At 72.9% G+C, this 15,410-nt stretch carries 12 protein-coding genes; 9 read left to right on the forward strand and 3 right to left on the reverse strand.

Annotation, left to right across the window (positions count from 1 at the left end):
- Positions 1-61 precede the first annotated feature (61 nt).
- Positions 62-433 carry a BlaI/MecI/CopY family transcriptional regulator gene (locus ACIRST_RS05325; protein ID WP_350525024.1) on the forward strand — a complete coding sequence of 124 codons (372 nt, stop codon included), beginning with the start codon at positions 62-64 and terminating at the stop codon, positions 431-433.
- Entirely contained in the window at positions 430-1,332 is a 903-nt protein-coding gene (locus ACIRST_RS05330; protein ID WP_402800234.1) for a M48 family metalloprotease, read from the forward strand. Before ACIRST_RS05325 ends, ACIRST_RS05330 begins: the two co-directional genes overlap by 4 nt.
- 174 nt (positions 1,333-1,506) lie before the next feature.
- On the opposite strand, the gene ACIRST_RS05335 is transcribed toward ACIRST_RS05330, so the two are convergent.
- Positions 1,507-2,601, reverse strand: coding sequence for an NlpC/P60 family protein (locus ACIRST_RS05335; protein ID WP_350525026.1), 1,095 nt, complete (start codon positions 2,599-2,601; stop codon positions 1,507-1,509).
- A 441-nt stretch (positions 2,602-3,042) separates the two neighbouring features.
- On the opposite strand from ACIRST_RS05335, the gene ACIRST_RS05340 reads away from it, so the two are divergent.
- The 3 genes from ACIRST_RS05340 to meaB are packed head-to-tail and all read left to right on the forward strand — an operon-like array spanning position 3,043 to position 8,147.
- Positions 3,043-4,944 (forward strand): methylmalonyl-CoA mutase subunit beta, encoded by a 1,902-nt coding sequence (locus ACIRST_RS05340; protein ID WP_402800237.1) that lies wholly within the window; start codon positions 3,043-3,045, stop codon positions 4,942-4,944.
- Entirely contained in the window at positions 4,941-7,142 is a 2,202-nt protein-coding gene (gene scpA, locus ACIRST_RS05345) for a methylmalonyl-CoA mutase (RefSeq protein WP_402800238.1), read from the forward strand. Before ACIRST_RS05340 ends, scpA begins: the two co-directional genes overlap by 4 nt.
- 12 nt (positions 7,143-7,154) lie before the next feature.
- Positions 7,155-8,147 carry a methylmalonyl Co-A mutase-associated GTPase MeaB gene (gene meaB, locus ACIRST_RS05350; protein ID WP_402800240.1) on the forward strand — a complete coding sequence of 331 codons (993 nt, stop codon included), beginning with the start codon at positions 7,155-7,157 and terminating at the stop codon, positions 8,145-8,147.
- Between the two features lie 63 nt (positions 8,148-8,210).
- On the opposite strand, the gene ACIRST_RS05355 is transcribed toward meaB, so the two are convergent.
- Both ACIRST_RS05355 and ACIRST_RS05360 read right to left on the reverse strand, forming a co-directional pair.
- On the reverse strand, positions 8,211-9,041 hold the full coding sequence (locus tag ACIRST_RS05355; protein WP_350525030.1) for a polysaccharide deacetylase family protein: 831 nt from the start codon (positions 9,039-9,041) through the stop codon (positions 8,211-8,213).
- Between the two features lie 243 nt (positions 9,042-9,284).
- Positions 9,285-9,887: a superoxide dismutase gene (locus ACIRST_RS05360; RefSeq protein ID WP_350525031.1), complete on the reverse strand. Its 603-nt coding sequence runs from the start codon at positions 9,885-9,887 to the stop codon at positions 9,285-9,287.
- Positions 9,888-10,149: 262 nt separating this feature from the next.
- Between ACIRST_RS05360 and ACIRST_RS05365 the strand changes: the two genes are divergently transcribed.
- The 4 genes from ACIRST_RS05365 (at position 10,150) to ACIRST_RS05380 (ending at position 15,245) form a co-directional block, all read left to right on the forward strand.
- Complete coding sequence (locus ACIRST_RS05365) at positions 10,150-12,420, forward strand: M9 family metallopeptidase (protein ID WP_402800243.1); 2,271 nt, start codon at positions 10,150-10,152, stop codon at positions 12,418-12,420.
- A 379-nt stretch (positions 12,421-12,799) separates the two neighbouring features.
- Positions 12,800-12,931 (forward strand): hypothetical protein, encoded by a 132-nt coding sequence (locus ACIRST_RS05370; protein WP_402800245.1) that lies wholly within the window; start codon positions 12,800-12,802, stop codon positions 12,929-12,931.
- 277 nt (positions 12,932-13,208) lie between these two features.
- On the forward strand, positions 13,209-14,111 hold the full coding sequence (locus ACIRST_RS05375) for a cytochrome P450 (RefSeq protein ID WP_350525033.1): 903 nt from the start codon (positions 13,209-13,211) through the stop codon (positions 14,109-14,111).
- A gap of 66 nt (positions 14,112-14,177) precedes the next feature.
- Positions 14,178-15,245, forward strand: coding sequence for a JmjC domain-containing protein (locus ACIRST_RS05380; RefSeq protein ID WP_350525034.1), 1,068 nt, complete (start codon positions 14,178-14,180; stop codon positions 15,243-15,245).
- Positions 15,246-15,410 lie beyond the last annotated feature (165 nt).

The raw sequence follows: 15,410 nt of genomic DNA on the forward strand, positions 1-15,410 counted from the left end.
TGGGCCGCGTTCCGGCGGGCGAAGGGCGCCGGCGGTGGGCTCGGCGAGGGAGACAAGGGCGGTGCTACGGGGCTTCGGCGATCTGGAGGCCGAGATCATGGACCGGCTCTGGGCCTGGGGCCGACCGGCCACGGTGCGCGAGGTCGTGGACGACCTGCAGCAGCAGCGCGCCGTCGCGTACACCACCGTCACCACGGTCGCCGACATCCTGCACACCAAGGGCTGGCTGCGCCGTGACAAGGTCGGCCGCGCCTGGGTGTACGAGCCGACCTGCACCCGCGAGGAGTACACCGCCCGGCTGATGCACCAGGCGCTGGAGACCACCCCCGACCGGGCGGGCGCGCTGCTCCGCTTCATCGACCGGATCAGCGGGGACGAGGCCTCCGCCCTGCTCGCGGCCCTCGAACAGGTGAAGTCCCGGGATCCGGAGTGACCCTCGCCCTGCTCGTCCTCTACCTGGTGGTGACCGGGGTGCTGCTGCCCCGGCGGCTGGCCGGCTCCGCGCGGCTCCAGGCCCGTCCGGCGGCCGGTGCGGGGCTCTGGCTCGCGCTGATGGCCTCGTTCACGGTCGCCCTGCTGCTCGCGGCGCACCACGCGGTGGAGCCCTTCGCCCACGAGCCGGCCGGGCTGCTCGGCCTGCTCCCCCACGCCGAGCCGGCCGGGGGTCTCCTCCCGCACACCCACGACTGGTGGCTGCTGGCCGCCGCCGGCGCGGTGGTCGCCGCCCTGGTCACCGCCGTCGGCGTCCGCACCGGGCGGGCCCGGCGGCGGCACCGGGCCGTGCTGGACCTGGTCGCCGTCCGGGACGGGCGCTGGGACGCACTGGTGCTGGAGCACGCGCACCCGACCGTGTACTGCCTGCCCGGACGGCGCTCCCGGGTGGTGCTGTCGCGCGGGACGCTGCGGCTGCTGGACGAACGGCAGCTCGCCGCGGCCGTCGCCCACGAGCACGGGCACATCCGGGGCCGCCACCACCTGTTCCGGCTGCCGGCGGACACCTTCGCGCTGCTCCTCGGACCGCTGCCGCTGGCCCGGCTGGGGCGCTCGGAGGTGGCGCTGCTGCTGGAGATGGCGGCCGACGACGCGGCGCTGGCGCACGCGTCCCGGGGTGAACTGGCCTCCGCGCTCTACGCGTTGGCGACCGCCGGGGTCCCGTCCCCGGGCGGCGGGGTGGCGGGCGGCGGGGCGCTGGGGGTGGCCGTCACCGGGGTGCTGGCCCGGGTCCGGCGGCTGGCCCGCCCCGGTGGCGGCCGACGGCGGCCGGCCTGGCGGCTCGGGGTGCTGGCGCTGCCGGTGCTGCCGTACCTGCTGGCCTGCGCACCGCACCCGTAGCACCGGTAGCACCCGAAACACCGGTGGCACCTGCAGCACCCGTAACGCCGGTAGCACCTGCAGCACTCGCAGCGGGCCGTCCGCGACCGGCCCGGAACGCCGCGGGCCCGCTGCCGCCGGAGCGGGAGCGGGCCTGCGGTGGGCAGTGCGGCGGCCGGGCCGCCGCGGGCGCGGTCAGGCCGGCCGGACGGCGCCCATGTACGGCATCACGGAGATCGGGAGCACCTCGATGTTCTTGCCGGTGCGCGGCGCGTGGATCATCTTGCCGTCGCCGATGTACAGCCCGACGTGGTGCAGGTCGTCGTAGAAGAAGACCAGGTCACCGGGCTGCAGGTTGGCGCGGTCGACGTGCGGGCCGTCGTTCCACTGGTCCTGGGACATCCGGGAGATCGTGCGGCCCCCCGCGCGGTAGGCCTGGCTGGTGAGGCCGGAGCAGTCGAAGCTGTCCGGGCCGGTCTTGCTCCAGCCGTACGGCTTGCCGAGCTGGGCCTGGGCGAACGCGATGATGGCCGCGGCCCGGCCACTGGCGGCCGGCAGCGGGGCGTTCATGTCGGGGCGATCGGCGGAGCGGGAGGCGCGGTCCGCCGCGGCGGCGGTGCCCGCGGCGGCGGCCTGCTTGGCCTCGGCCTTGGCCTTCTCCGCGGACTGCTGGGCGTTGATCCTGGCGCGGTCCTCGGCGCTGAGCTTGTTCAGCATCTCCTGCGCCTGCGCCAGCTTGGTCTGGATGCCGTTCTTCTGCTCCGCCAGCTGCTTGCCGACCGCGTCGAGCGAGGCGAGGGTCGCGGTGGCCTCGGCGCGGTCCTGGTCGAGCTTGCGCTGCTCGTCCTGGGCCTGCTTCAGCAGGTTCGCCTGGGATTCGGCGACCTGGTTCTGCACCGCGGCGCGCTCCAGGTAGCCGGACGGGTCGGAGTCGAGCATCAGCTGGACCGACGCGTCGATGCCGTTGGTCCGGTACTGGTCGGCGGCGACGGCCCCGAGCCGGGTGCGCAGCTCGTTCATCGCCTCCTGCCCCCGGACCACCTTCTCCTGGATCTGGTTGGCGTCGACCTGGAGCTTCTGCTGCTGGGCCTGGAAGCCGTTGTAGCGCTCGATGGACTGCTCGGCCTCCTCGTTGAGCTTGTCCACCTGCTCCTTGACGGAGGCGAGGGTCGGCGCGGGCTCGGCGTGTGCGGTGCCCGAGGCGAGGACCGCGCCGCCGGCCGCCATGGCCGTGGTGAGGACCGCCATACGGGCCCGGCTGGGGGGGCTGGGCTTGCGGCGCTTTCCCATGGGCGGTCGGCTCTCCTTCGGGGGAATCCGGGGCCGGCCCGTACGGGCCGGGGGACGGCGAAGGCAGGCGGGGCGAGCAACGGGGGGATGCTGCCCCGCCCACCTTCTTCGAAGTAACTTAATAGATGAGGGGCGGGGTTCCGCAATCCCCCTGATCATGACGTTTCGGGGCCATGACGGGACATCGATCGCGTTCCGTGCCATCGGTATTGACTACGGGCGCCGCCGGGGCCGCGGTTCAGCTCGGTTCACCCCGGTTCACCCCGGCCCGACCGCCGGCGCTCCTTCCCCCGCTCCCGCCGCGGGTGACCCCGCCGGATCCGTGATCGCCGGCCCATGGCACGGCCCGCCCCGCGGAGTGCTGAGAATGCGCCAAATCGAGGGAAAGGTCACACACGGCGCCCCTCCTGCGGGTACGCGAACGGGCGCTAACCTGCGCACATGAAGGTCCCGCCCGAAGGGCTCCCCCTCGCCGCCGAGTTCCCGGCTGCGCACCGTGAGCAGTGGCAGCAGCTCGTCCAGGGCGTGCTGCGCAAGTCCGGTGCCCAGCCCGAGGACGGCGCCGCCGCCGAGCAGGCACTCACCACCGAGCTCCAGGACGGGCTCGGTGCACGCCCGCTGTACACCGCCGAGGACACCGCGGTCGACCCCGGGTACCCGGGCTTCCCGCCGTTCGTCCGCGGCGGCCGGCCGCAGGGCTCGGCCGTCGCCGGGTGGGACGTGCGGCAGCGACACGCCGACCCGGACCGGCGGCGCGCCAACGAGGCCGTGCTGGCCGACCTGGAGAACGGCGTCGGCTCGCTCTGGCTGGAACTGGGCGGCGGGGCCCTCCCGGTGGACGCCCTGCCCGAGGCGCTGACCGGCGTGTACCTGGACCTGGCCGCGGTGGCACTCGACGCCGGACCCGAATTCACCGACGCCGCCGAGCAGTTGTTCAAGCTCTACGAGCAGCGCGAGGTCTCCCCCGGCGACGCCTCCGGCAACCTCGGCGCCGACCCGCTCGGCCTCCAGGCCCGCACCGGCGACACCGCCCGCACCGACGAGCTGCTCGCCGAGGCCACCGCGCTCGCGGCCCGCTGCGCCGCCGACTACCCGAACGTCCGGGCGCTGACCGTCGACGCCCTGCCGTACCACGAGGCCGGCGCCTCCCCCGCGCAGGAGCTGGGCTGCGCGCTCGCCACCGGCGTCGCCTACCTGCGCGCGCTCACGGCCGCCGGACTGTCGGTCGACGCCGCGCTCGGCCAGCTGGAGTTCCGCTACGCGGCCGACGCCGACCAGTTCCTGACGATCGCCAAGTTCCGTGCCGCACGCCGCCTCTGGGCCCGCGTCGCCGAGGTGTCCGGGGCGTCCGCCGCGGCCTCGGCGCAGCGTCAGCACGCCGTCACCTCCCGGGTGATGATGACCGCCCGCGACCCGTGGGTGAACATGCTGCGCACCACCATCGCCTGCCTGGCCGCCGGGGTCGGCGGCGCCGACGCCGTCACCGTGCTGCCCTTCGACAGCGCGCTCGGCCAGCCGGACGCCTTCGCCCGCCGGATCGCCCGCAACACCCAGTCGATCCTGCTGGAGGAGTCCCACCTGGCCCGGGTGATCGACCCGGCCGGCGGCTCCTGGTACGTCGAGCAGCTCGGCGAGGAGCTGGCCCGGGCCGCCTGGGCCTGGTTCCAGGAGATCGAGCGGGCCGGCGGCCAGCAGGCCGCCCTCGGCTCCGGGCTGGTCGGCGAGCGGCTCGCCGCGACCTGGGCGGAGCGGTCCGTCAGGCTCGCCAAGCGGCGCGAACCGGTCACCGGCGTCAGCGAGTTCCCGCACCTGGACGAGCAGCCGCTGGTCCGCGAGCCGGCCCCGGCCGCGCTCGCCGGCGGCCTGCCGCAGGTGCGCCGCGCCGAGGCGTACGAGGCGCTGCGGGACCGCTCGGACGCCGCGCTCGCGGCCACCGGCGAGCGGCCGAAGCTGTTCCTGGCCTCGATCGGCACCGCCGCCGCGCACACCGCGCGCACCACCTTCGCGGCCAACCTGTTCCAGGCCGGCGGCATCGCGACGACCTCCCTCGAAGGCGTCGACCCGGCGGCGTTCGCCGAGGCGTTCACCGCCTCCGGCGCCACCGTCGCCTGCCTCTGCTCCAGCGACGCCCTGTACGGCGAGCACGCCGAGGCCGTCGCCGGCGCCCTGAAGGCGGCCGGCGCCGCGAAGGTGCTGCTGGCCGGACGGCTCGGCGAAGCCCCGGCCGGAGTGGACGGGTTCATCCACGCGGGCGGGGACGCGGTCGCCGTCCTCACCTCCCTGCTGGACCAGATCACCGGCGCGCGCGGCGCCGACGAGGACGAGAGCGAGGCGGCTCGATGATTCCCGACTTCACCGGTATCGGGCTGGACGGCGGCGCCGCCGACGTCTCGGACGACCAGTGGCAGGCCGCCTGGCGGCAGTCCACCGGCAAGGACGTCGACGAGCTGGTCTGGGACACCCCCGAGGGCATCGGCGTCAGGCCGCTGTACACCGCGGCGGACCTGGCCGGGCTGGACTTCCTGGAGACCTACCCGGGCATCGCCCCGTACCTGCGCGGGCCGTACCCGACCATGTACGTCAACCAGCCGTGGACCGTCCGCCAGTACGCGGGCTTCTCCACCGCCGAGGAGTCCAACGCCTTCTACCGCCGCAACCTGGCGGCCGGCCAGAAGGGCCTCTCGGTCGCCTTCGACCTGCCGACCCACCGCGGCTACGACAGCGACCACCCGCGCGTCACCGGCGACGTCGGCATGGCGGGCGTCGCCATCGACTCGATCTACGACATGCGCCAGCTGTTCGACGGCATCCCGCTGGACCGGATGTCGGTGTCGATGACCATGAACGGCGCCGTCCTCCCGGTGCTGGCGCTGTACATCGTCGCCGCCGAGGAGCAGGGCGTGCCGGCGGAGAAGCTGGCGGGGACCATCCAGAACGACATCCTCAAGGAGTTCATGGTCCGCAACACCTACATCTACCCGCCGCAGCCGTCGATGCGGATCATCTCGGACATCTTCGCGTACACCTCGCAGAAGATGCCCCGGTACAACTCGATCTCCATCTCCGGCTACCACATCCAGGAGGCCGGGGCCACCGCCGACCTGGAGCTGGCCTACACCCTGGCCGACGGGGTGGAGTACCTGCGCGCGGGCCTGGACGTGGGGCTTGACGTGGACGCCTTCGCGCCGCGGCTGTCGTTCTTCTGGGCGATCGGCATGAACTTCTTCATGGAGGTCGCCAAGCTGCGCGCGGCCCGGCTGCTCTGGGCCAAGCTGGTCAAGCAGTTCGACCCGAAGAACCCCAAGTCGCTGTCGCTGCGCACCCATTCGCAGACCTCCGGCTGGTCGCTCACCGCGCAGGACGTGTTCAACAACGTCACCCGCACGTGCGTGGAGGCGATGGCCGCCACCCAGGGCCACACCCAGTCGCTGCACACCAACGCCCTCGACGAGGCGCTCGCCCTGCCCACCGACTTCTCCGCCCGGATCGCCCGCAACACCCAGCTGCTGCTGCAGCAGGAGTCGGGCACCTGCCGGGTCATCGACCCGTGGGGCGGCTCGGCGTACGTCGAGAAGCTGACCAACGACCTGGCGGCCCGCGCCTGGCAGCACATCCAGGAGGTCGAGGCCGCCGGCGGCATGGCCAAGGCGATCGACGCCGGCATCCCCAAGATGCGCGTCGAGGAGGCCGCCGCCCGCACCCAGGCGCGCATCGACTCCGGCCGCCAGCCGGTGATCGGCGTCAACAAGTACCGGGTGGAGAGCGACGAGCAGATCGACGTCCTCAAGGTCGACAACTCCGCGGTGCGGGCCCGCCAGATCGAGAAGCTGCGCCGGCTGCGCGCCGAGCGCGACGAGGCCGCCACGCAGGACGCGCTGAACGCGCTCACCCGGGCCGCCGAGGCCGGACCGCAGCGCGGCGGCTCGCTCGACGGCAACCTGCTGCACCTGGCCGTCAACGCGGCCCGGGCCAAGGCCACCGTCGGCGAGATCTCGGACGCCCTGGAGAAGGTGTACGGCCGCCACTCCGGCCAGATCCGTACCATCTCCGGTGTGTACCGAGACGAAGCGGGCCCGTCGGCCGCCCTCCAGCGCACCCGCGACCTGGTCGAGCGGTTCGAGGAGGCCGAGGGCCGCCGGCCGCGCATCCTGGTCGCCAAGATGGGCCAGGACGGCCACGACCGCGGCCAGAAGGTGATCGCCACCGCCTTCGCCGACCTCGGCTTCACGGTGGACGTCGGCCCGCTGTTCCAGACCCCGGCCGAGGTCGCCCGGCAGGCCGTCGAGGCGGACGTGCACATCGTCGGCGTCTCCTCGCTGGCCGCCGGCCACCTCACCCTGGTGCCCGCGCTGCGCGCCGAACTCGCCGCGGCGGGCCGGGAGGACATCACCATCGTGGTCGGCGGGGTCATCCCCCCGCAGGACTTCGACGCGCTGTACGAGGCGGGCGCGGCGGCGGTGTTCGGCCCGGGCACGGTCATCCCGGACGCCGCGCACGACCTGCTGACGGCCCTGGCCTCCGAGCTCGGCCACGAGCTGTGAGCCGCTGAGCCGATGCCTCCGCGGACGATCGACCTCGACAGCTACGTGACGGGTGTCCTCGACGGCTCGCGCGCCTGGATCGCGCGCGCCGTCACCCTCGTCGAGTCCTCCCGTCCCGACCACCGCGCGCTCGCGCAGCAGCTGCTCCAGCGGCTGCTGCCGCACGCGGGCGGGGCGGTCCGGGTGGGTATCACCGGGGTTCCCGGTGTCGGCAAGTCGACCTTCATCGACTCCTTCGGCACCATGCTGACGGGGGAGGGCCACCGGGTCGCGGTCCTCGCCGTCGACCCGACCTCCAGCCGGACCGGCGGCTCCATCCTGGGCGACAAGACCCGGATGGAGCGCCTGGCCGTCGACCCGCAGGCCTTCGTCCGCCCCTCCCCCACCTCGGGGACCCTGGGCGGCGTCGCCAAGGCCACCCGCGAGTCGATGGTGGTGATGGAGGCGGCCGGCTACGACGTGGTGCTGATCGAGACGGTCGGCGTCGGCCAGTCCGAGACGGCGGTGGCCGGCATGGTGGACACCTTCCTCCTGCTCAGCCTCGCCCGGACCGGCGACCAGCTCCAGGGCATCAAGAAGGGCGTCCTGGAACTCGCCGACGTCATCGCGATCAACAAGGCCGACGGCCCGCACGAGACCGACGCCCGCGCCGCGGCCCGCGAACTCGCGGGCGCGTTGCGGCTGTTGCAGGCCCCCGACGCGGTCTGGACCCCACCCGTCCTCACCTGCAGCGGCCGTGAGAACGCCGGCCTCGACGTGCTCTGGGAGCGCCTCCAGCAGCACCGCAAGGTCCTCGACGCCACCGGCGCCCTGGCCGCCAAGCGCCGCGACCAGCAGGTCGAGTGGACCTGGGCGATGGTCCACGACCAGCTCTACGCCCGCCTGCACGAGCACCCCGACGTACGGCGCCTGGCCCCCGACCTGGAAGCCCGGGTCCGCGCCGGCACCCTCCCGGCCGGACTGGCCGCCCAGCGCATCCTGGACGGCTTCTTCGGCACGCCCTGACGACCGGTTGCGGGGCGGTGGCGGCACGACCGCCGCACCGCCCCGCCCGGGTGACGCGACGCGTCACGGAGTGGTCTGGACCGGGTAGCCGGTGGGGCGGCCCTGGGCCTTCAGCCAGGTGAGCACCTGGTCGAGGGCTTCGACGGTCTGCTGGCGGTCGCCGCCGCCGTCGTGGAACAGGATGGTCGGGCCGAGGTGGAGCTCCTTCTTGACGGTGTCCACGATGGCGCCGGTGCCGGGCTTGTTGAAGTCCTTCGAGTCGACGTTCCAGCCGAGCGGACGCATGCCGTTCGCGGCGGCGATGCGCCGGCTGTCGGGGGTGAACGAGCCGCCGGGAGCCCGGTAGTACATCACCTTGGCGCCGCCCGCGGCATCCTCGATCATCTTCTTCGCGTCCAGGATCTCCTTCTCCTGGTACGCGACGGGCTTCTTGTCCATGGAGGTGTCGTGGTCCACGGTGTGGTCGCAGAGCCGGTGGCCCTCCGCGACGACCCGCTTGACCAGGTCGGGGTGGGCCTTGGCCTGCGGTCCGATCATGCAGAACGTCGCCTTCACGCCGTGCCGCTTGAGGACGTCGAGGACCTTCGGCGTCCAGGTCGGATCGGGGCCGTCGTCGATGGTGATGTTGACGGCGTTGCCCCCGCTCTCGGAGGCGTGGGCGATGCCGTCGGGTATCCCGCTGCCCTGCTGCGTGCCGCCGTCGCCGCCCTTGGCGCCGTCCCCGCCGCTGCCGTCGGCGGACGTGCCCTGCTCCTGTGCGATGTCCTGCCGGGGGACGCCGTCCGGCCCGGCGAGGGTGGCGACCCCCCAGGCGCCCGCCGCCAGGGCGACGGCCGCCACCGCGAGCGCCACCCGACTGCCGGCCAGGTCCTTCATCCGTGCTTTGCGGTCCATCGGCTGACTGCCCCCCACCTGTCTGCGGTCTCTCCGAGGTTCATGACGTGAACCCCGTCGAACGGGTTCCCGAAATCCCCCGTCATCGCAGGTGAAGGCTTGATCGTCGACCGCCCTCAGGAGGCCCGGCCCCGGGCCCGGCCCAGGCGACGGCAACGAGGCAGGGACAGGGGCAGCGGAAGGGGAAGGGAGGGCCCCGGACCGCCCGACCGGTCCGGGGCCCTCCCCGTCACCCGAACGAGGTCAGGCGCCCGTGACGGCCGCGAAACGGGCCGAGACGTCCTGCCAGTTGACGACGTCCCACAGGCGGGTGACGTAGTCCGGGCGGACGTTGCGGTACTGCAGGTAGTAGGCGTGCTCCCAGGCGTCGAAGGCCAGCAGCGGCGTGGTGTTCTGGCCGACGTTGCCGTGGTGGTCGTAGACCTGCTCGACGATCAGGCGCTTGCCGAGCGGCTCCCAGGAGAGGATGCCCCAGCCGGAGCCCTGGACGCCGGTGGTGGCGGTGGTGAGCTGCTTCCTGAAGGCCTCGAAGCTGCCGAAGTGCTCGGTGATGGCGTCGGCCAGCTCGCCCTCGGGGCGGTCGCCGCCCTCCGGGGAGAGGTTCTGCCAGAACAGCGAGTGCAGCACGTGGCCGGACAGGTGGAAGGCGAAGGTCTTCTGAAGGCCGACCAGGCCGCCGAACTGGTCCTTGTCGCGCGCCTCGGCGAGCTGGTCGAGGGTGTCGTTGGCGCCCTTGACGTAGGCGGCGTGGTGCTTGGAGTGGTGCAGCTCCAGGATCTCGGCCGACATCGCCCGCTCAAGCGCGGAGTAGTCGTACGGAAGGTCGGGAAGCGTGTAGGTGCCCATCAGGACACGGCCCCTTTCGGCGGGTTGAGCGATGCTGATCGTGCCGGGACAACACTATTGCGTATGACTTGCAGGAACGAACCATGGGCTCCTGCTTATTCCTCGGCTTTGACGCTCGATCGGGGGCCTCCCGTCAGGGTCTGACAACTTTTCCGCTCCCGGGGCTTCCCGCAGCCGCCACCCGTGTGCCATTTTACATGTCACACATTGGAGCGGCCGTGTCCCCAACCACGGCCACCACCGGCCCCGGAGGCCCCCACACATGCGTCCCTTCCGGATAGCGAAGGCGAACGCGCGCAGACTCCCTGCGCTCGGCGCCGCCTTCTTCCTCGCGCTCGGACTCTTCGCACCGCAGGCCCACGCGGCGCCCGCCCCCACTCCCCAGGGCAAGCCGACCGCGCCCACCGCCAAGCCCGCCGCGCCGCACGCCATCCCCGTGCCCAAGTCGCCCGACACCCCCAGGGACGCCCGGCCGCTCGCCTCGGACGCGCGGGCCAAGGCCAACGCCCCGACGGCGGGCAGCACCGTCGGCACGAACGCCAAGGCGCCCCGGCAGCTCGCCGCCAACGCCTGCGACGTGTCCGCGTTCACCGGCAACTCCGGTGCCGCGCTGGTCCAGCAGGTCAAGGCCGCCGGCCTCGACTGCGTCAACACGCTGTTCACCCTGACCGGCGACAACGCCAGGGCCGCGTTCAACGAGGCCCAGATGGTCAGCGTCGCCAACGCCCTGCGCGACGCCTCCGCCGCCTACCCCGGCGACGACTCCACCTCGGCCGGCCAGCTGGTGCTCTTCCTGCGCGCCGGCTACTACGTCCAGTGGAACAACAAGGACGTCGTCGGCCCGTACGGCACCGCCCTGCAGACCGCCGTCCGCGGCGCGCTGGACGGCTTCTTCGCCGCCCCGCACAGCAAGGACGTCACCGAGGCCAACGGCGCCACCCTCGCCGAAGCCGTCACCCTGATCGACAGCGCCCAGGAGAACGCCCGCTACACCGGCGTCGTCAAGCGCCTGCTGGACGGCTACTCCAGCGCCTGGACCGGCTCCATGGCCGCCGCCGTCGCCAACACCGAGACCGTCATCGAGCGCGGCTTCGACCTGCCCGACTTCGTCGGCGCCCTGCAGGCCGACCCCTCCTTCGCCACCAGCATGGCGGGCTTCGTCACCCGCAACGCCTCCCAGCTGACCGGCTCCGACCCGGTCACCTCGATCGGCATCCAGATCGGCAACCTGGTCGCCAAGGACGCGCTGCGCGCCCAGGGCCGCCCGATCGTCAAGGACCTGGTCAACCGCTACCCGCTGGTCGGCAACACCGGACCGCTCACCATGAACCTGCTCTGGTTCGCGGAGAACAAGGACAGCGGCAACTGCTCCTACTACGGCACCTGTGACGTCCCGGCCAAGCTCGTCCCGCTGGTGCTCACCGTCGACCACACCTGCAACGCCAACCTGCGCATCCGCGCCCAGGACATGACCGCGCAGCAGCTCGCCGACACCTGCACCAGCCTGGTCAACCAGGACGCCTACTTCCACAAGGTGGTCAAGGACGGCGGCCCGGTCGCCAACGACAACAACACCAGCCTGGAGGTCGTCGTCTTCGACGACTACTACAACTACAGCCTCTACGCCTGGGAGATGTACAAGATCGCCGTCGACAACGGCGGCATGTACGAGGAGGGCGACCCGGCCAAGGCCGGCAACCAGGCCCGCTTCATCGCCCACGAGGCCTCCTGGCTGCGCCCCCAGTTCCAGATCTGGAACCTCAACCACGAGTACACCCACTACCTCGACGGCCGCTACGACTTCTACGGCGACTTCGACGCCGGGATGACCACCCCGACCATCTGGTGGGTCGAGGGCCTCGCCGAGTACATCTCCTACAGCTACCGGGGCGTCCACTACGACGACGCGGTCGCCCAGGCCGGCAAGGGCACCTACGCGCTGAGCACCCTGTTCGACAGCACCTACGCCAACGCGGACTCCACCCGGATCTACAACTGGGGCTACCTGGCCGTCCGCTACATGCTCCAGTCGCACCCGCAGGACGTCGACGCGCTGCTCGCCAAGTACCGCGTCGGCGACTGGAACGGCGCCCGCACCCTGCTGAAGTCCACCATCGGCACCGCCTACGACGCCGACTTCGCCGCCTGGCTCAAGCAGTGCGCCGCCGACAACTGCGGTTCGCTGCCCGCCTCCCAGGCTCCGCTGTGCACCGCCGCCGACAGCCGGCAGTTCGACAAGAACTGCCGCCGCGACGGCGCGGCCGCCACCACCGGGAACTACAGCTACAGCTTCCTCTACCTCCCGGCCGGCGTGCAGCAGCTGACCATCACCACCAGCGGCGGCACCGGCAACGCCGACCTCTACTACAACGGCGGCGCCTGGGCCACCACCGGCTCGTACCAGGCCAAGTCCACCAACAGCGGCAACGGCGAGACCCTCACCATCGCCAACCCGCCGTCCGGCTGGGTGTACTTCAGCCTCTACGGCCAGCAGGGCTTCGGCGGCGTCACCGTCACCACGACCTACAACTGACCACTCCTGCACGCACCGGAGGGCCCCGCGGCGACGCGGGGCCCTCCGCCGTTCCCGTCCGCGCGCCGTCCCCGCCCGGGCCGCCGACCGGACGACCAGCGGCGGGCGGACGGCGGCCCGCGGGCGGCGCGCGGACGGGCAGGCCGATGGCCCCGGTCCTCGGCTCCATACCGTCATCTTCCCCCCACCCGCGGACGTTCCGGATCAGGGTTATAACAATTTGCCCTTCGAATGGCCGTCAACATTGCGCGAGGATTCGAATAGCGACTGTCAAAGGGGTGTCGGAACGTCGGACGGTCGGTTATGGTCCAAGAACGGACGGGGCGTTCGGAATCCTTCGACGGAATTCCGTATCCGCCGCCCGGCCGGGGCGCGTCCCGTGTCGCGCCCGATGTGTCCCGCCCACCGCCACAGAACGGAGACAGCCATGAAGATGATCAAGGCGATCGTCAAGAAGTTCAAGAAGGACGAGGACCTCGCCGCCAACGCCTGGATCCTGCACGTCATCTGACGTACCACCGCCGGGCGGCGGGGACGCGGCGCGGCCGAGCCGCGCCCCCCGCCCGACGACGCGGCGCTAAGACGCGCCACCTAAATTCCGATATTCCGACAAAGGCAGGGAACTCGTGAAAGAAATGGCGCCGACCGCCGCGCGCGACCATTCCCTGGTTTATGCCCCGAGAATCCGCGACCTACTGGACCGGACCGAAAAGGTATTCCGGATCGACCCGGCCACGGTGGGCGTCGCCGACTGCCGGCTCCTGGCCGAAATCGTCGCGGCGCGTCCCGTGCGGTCCGACGAGCGCTCGGTCTACAAGCCGGCCGCGGGCGCCGACATCCCCCACGACAGCGCGACCCGGACGATCCGCGCGCTCGGACAGGACGTCATGGCCGGCATCCGGACACCGCCGCCCCCGGCCCGCGGACTCGCCGGCGCCTGGCCCTACGCGTCCACCTCCTACCTGCGCCGCTGGCTCTTCGGGTCCGACCCGCTGCCGGTCTCCCTGCTGTCCAGACGCGGCGTCACCCGCTCCGACGCGCTCTCCCGGATCGTCGACCGCGCCGTCACCGCCTGGCCGGGCCCCGGGGCCGCCGGAACGTCGACCGCCCTGGCCGAACTGATCCGCGGAGCCTCCGACCCCCTGGACCGCAAGCAGGCCGTCGCGATGTACCGGCGGGCGACGGCCACCCTCTGCGACGGCGTGGCCGCACTGGCCGGCAACGCCGTGTGGCTGCTGCGGCAGGAGCAGCAGGGCGGGGAACGGGACGCGGCCCCCTCCGACCTCACCGCCGCCCTGTGGGAGACCCTGCGGCTGCTCCCACCCGCGTGGATGCTGTGGCGCAAGGGCGGGGAGGCCTACACCGCGATGCACCCCGAGATCGGCCCCGGGGACGACATCGCGCTGTTCCCGCTCCTGATGCACCGCCACCCGGAGCACTGGTCCGACCCGATGGAGTTCCGGCCCGAACGCTGGACCGGGGTGGCGGACCCCGAGAAGACGCCCGGCTTCATGCCGTTCGGGTTCGAGGGCGCGCGCTGCTGGGCCAAGCACCTGGTCGTCCCGCTGGCCGAACGCCTGCTGACCGTCGCCTTCGACAACGGCCTGGTCATCCGGGGACCGCACCGGGACGCCCCCGTCCCCCTGCGCTCCCTGCTCTCCGTGCGGTTCGACGCGGCGACGGCGGCCTGACCCGGCGGCCCCGGGCCGGAAACCGCCGACCGCCGACCGAACCCCCCTGACACCACGGGACACACCATGGAATCGCCCACGCTGGCCCACTGGGTCGGTGACGTCGAGAGCTTCGCCGACCACCGGTGGCAGCGCGAGCCCGCGGTCTTCACCCCACAGGCCCCCGCCCCGCCGTTCGGCCTCGACGCGTTGGACGCCGCCTTCGATGGAGGGCTGCTGCGCACCCCGTACCTGGAGATGGTGCGCTCCGACAAAATCACCGTCCCGGCCGGGGCCTTCACCACCCCGCGCGTGGTCAACGGCGTGACGTACGAAGGCTTCGCCGACCGGGCGAAGGTCCTCGCCCGCCTGCGCGCCGGCGCGACACTGCTGCTGCGGTGCGTCGACCAGTGGCACCGCCCGACCGGTGAGCTGGTGGCCCGGCTGTCGGAGGAACTCGACCGGCGCGTGGAGGCGTTCTTCTTCGTCACCCCCGCCGGCGCCCAGGGCCTCGCGGTGCACCGCGACGACGCCGACGTGTTCGTCCTCCAGAGCGCCGGACGCAAGACCTGGTACGTCCACGACGCGCCGGCGGCGCCGGACTGGTCCCTGGGAGAACTCCCGGACGACGAGCACTCGCCGCAACGCCTGCGCCACGTCCTCGAACCCGGCGAAGTGCTCTACGTCCCGCGCGGCTTCGCCCACCGCGCGGTGGGCGCCGGCGGGCTGTCCGCCCACCTGTCGCTGACCGTCCGCGACCTCTCCCTGGACGACCTGCGGACGGCCCTCGCGGGCCGGCTCGCCGAGGGGCTGGACCTCCCGGCCCGACCGCTCGGCCAGGCCGCGATCGGCGACGCCTGCGCCACCCTGATCGGCCATGCCAGGACGCGGCTCGACGCCCTCGAACCGGGGGACCTGCTGCGCGCCGCCCGGGCGGCGCGGCCCTCCTCCGCGCAACCGGCGGTGCCGACCGCACCGGGCGTGCCGGCGGAACCGGCCGCGCGGAGGGACTCCGTCACCGGGACGGCGCCGGAGACCTTCGCCGGGGCGGCCCGGGCCTGGCACGACGGCGGGCCCGGCGCCGGACGCGGCGGGCCGGGCCCGGTGGGCCGCACCTGGCGCCGGCTGCGCGACGCGGCACGCGCCGCCGACTGACCCCGGACCGCCGGGGAGACGAGCCACCGGGGAGACGGACCGCCTGGGCGCCGGGACCCGTGGTGAGTGCGGCGAGCCGGCCCGACCTCGTCGAAGCCGGTCCGCGCCGCCGCCCGTTCGACGTCCGCCATCAGCTCGTCGGTGAGATGGCCGAGGTGGACGTTC

The sequence above is a fragment of the Kitasatospora sp. NPDC101447 genome (assembly GCF_044767225.1).
Lineage (GTDB): Bacteria > Actinomycetota > Actinomycetes > Streptomycetales > Streptomycetaceae > Kitasatospora.

Excerpts from the sequence above, each read along its gene's own strand:
- ACIRST_RS05355 (WP_350525030.1), bottom strand. The coding sequence starts at position 9,041 with ATGGACCGCAAAGCACGGATGAAGGACCTGGCCGGCAGTCGGGTGGCG.
- ACIRST_RS05360 (WP_350525031.1), bottom strand. The coding sequence starts at position 9,887 with ATGGGCACCTACACGCTTCCCGACCTTCCGTACGACTACTCCGCGCTT.
- ACIRST_RS05335 (WP_350525026.1), bottom strand. The coding sequence starts at position 2,601 with ATGGGAAAGCGCCGCAAGCCCAGCCCCCCCAGCCGGGCCCGTATGGCG.
- ACIRST_RS05365 (WP_402800243.1), top strand. The coding sequence starts at position 10,150 with ATGCGTCCCTTCCGGATAGCGAAGGCGAACGCGCGCAGACTCCCTGCG.
- scpA (WP_402800238.1), top strand. The coding sequence starts at position 4,941 with ATGATTCCCGACTTCACCGGTATCGGGCTGGACGGCGGCGCCGCCGAC.
- ACIRST_RS05380 (WP_350525034.1), top strand. The coding sequence starts at position 14,178 with ATGGAATCGCCCACGCTGGCCCACTGGGTCGGTGACGTCGAGAGCTTC.
- meaB (WP_402800240.1), top strand. The coding sequence starts at position 7,155 with ATGCCTCCGCGGACGATCGACCTCGACAGCTACGTGACGGGTGTCCTC.
- ACIRST_RS05340 (WP_402800237.1), top strand. The coding sequence starts at position 3,043 with ATGAAGGTCCCGCCCGAAGGGCTCCCCCTCGCCGCCGAGTTCCCGGCT.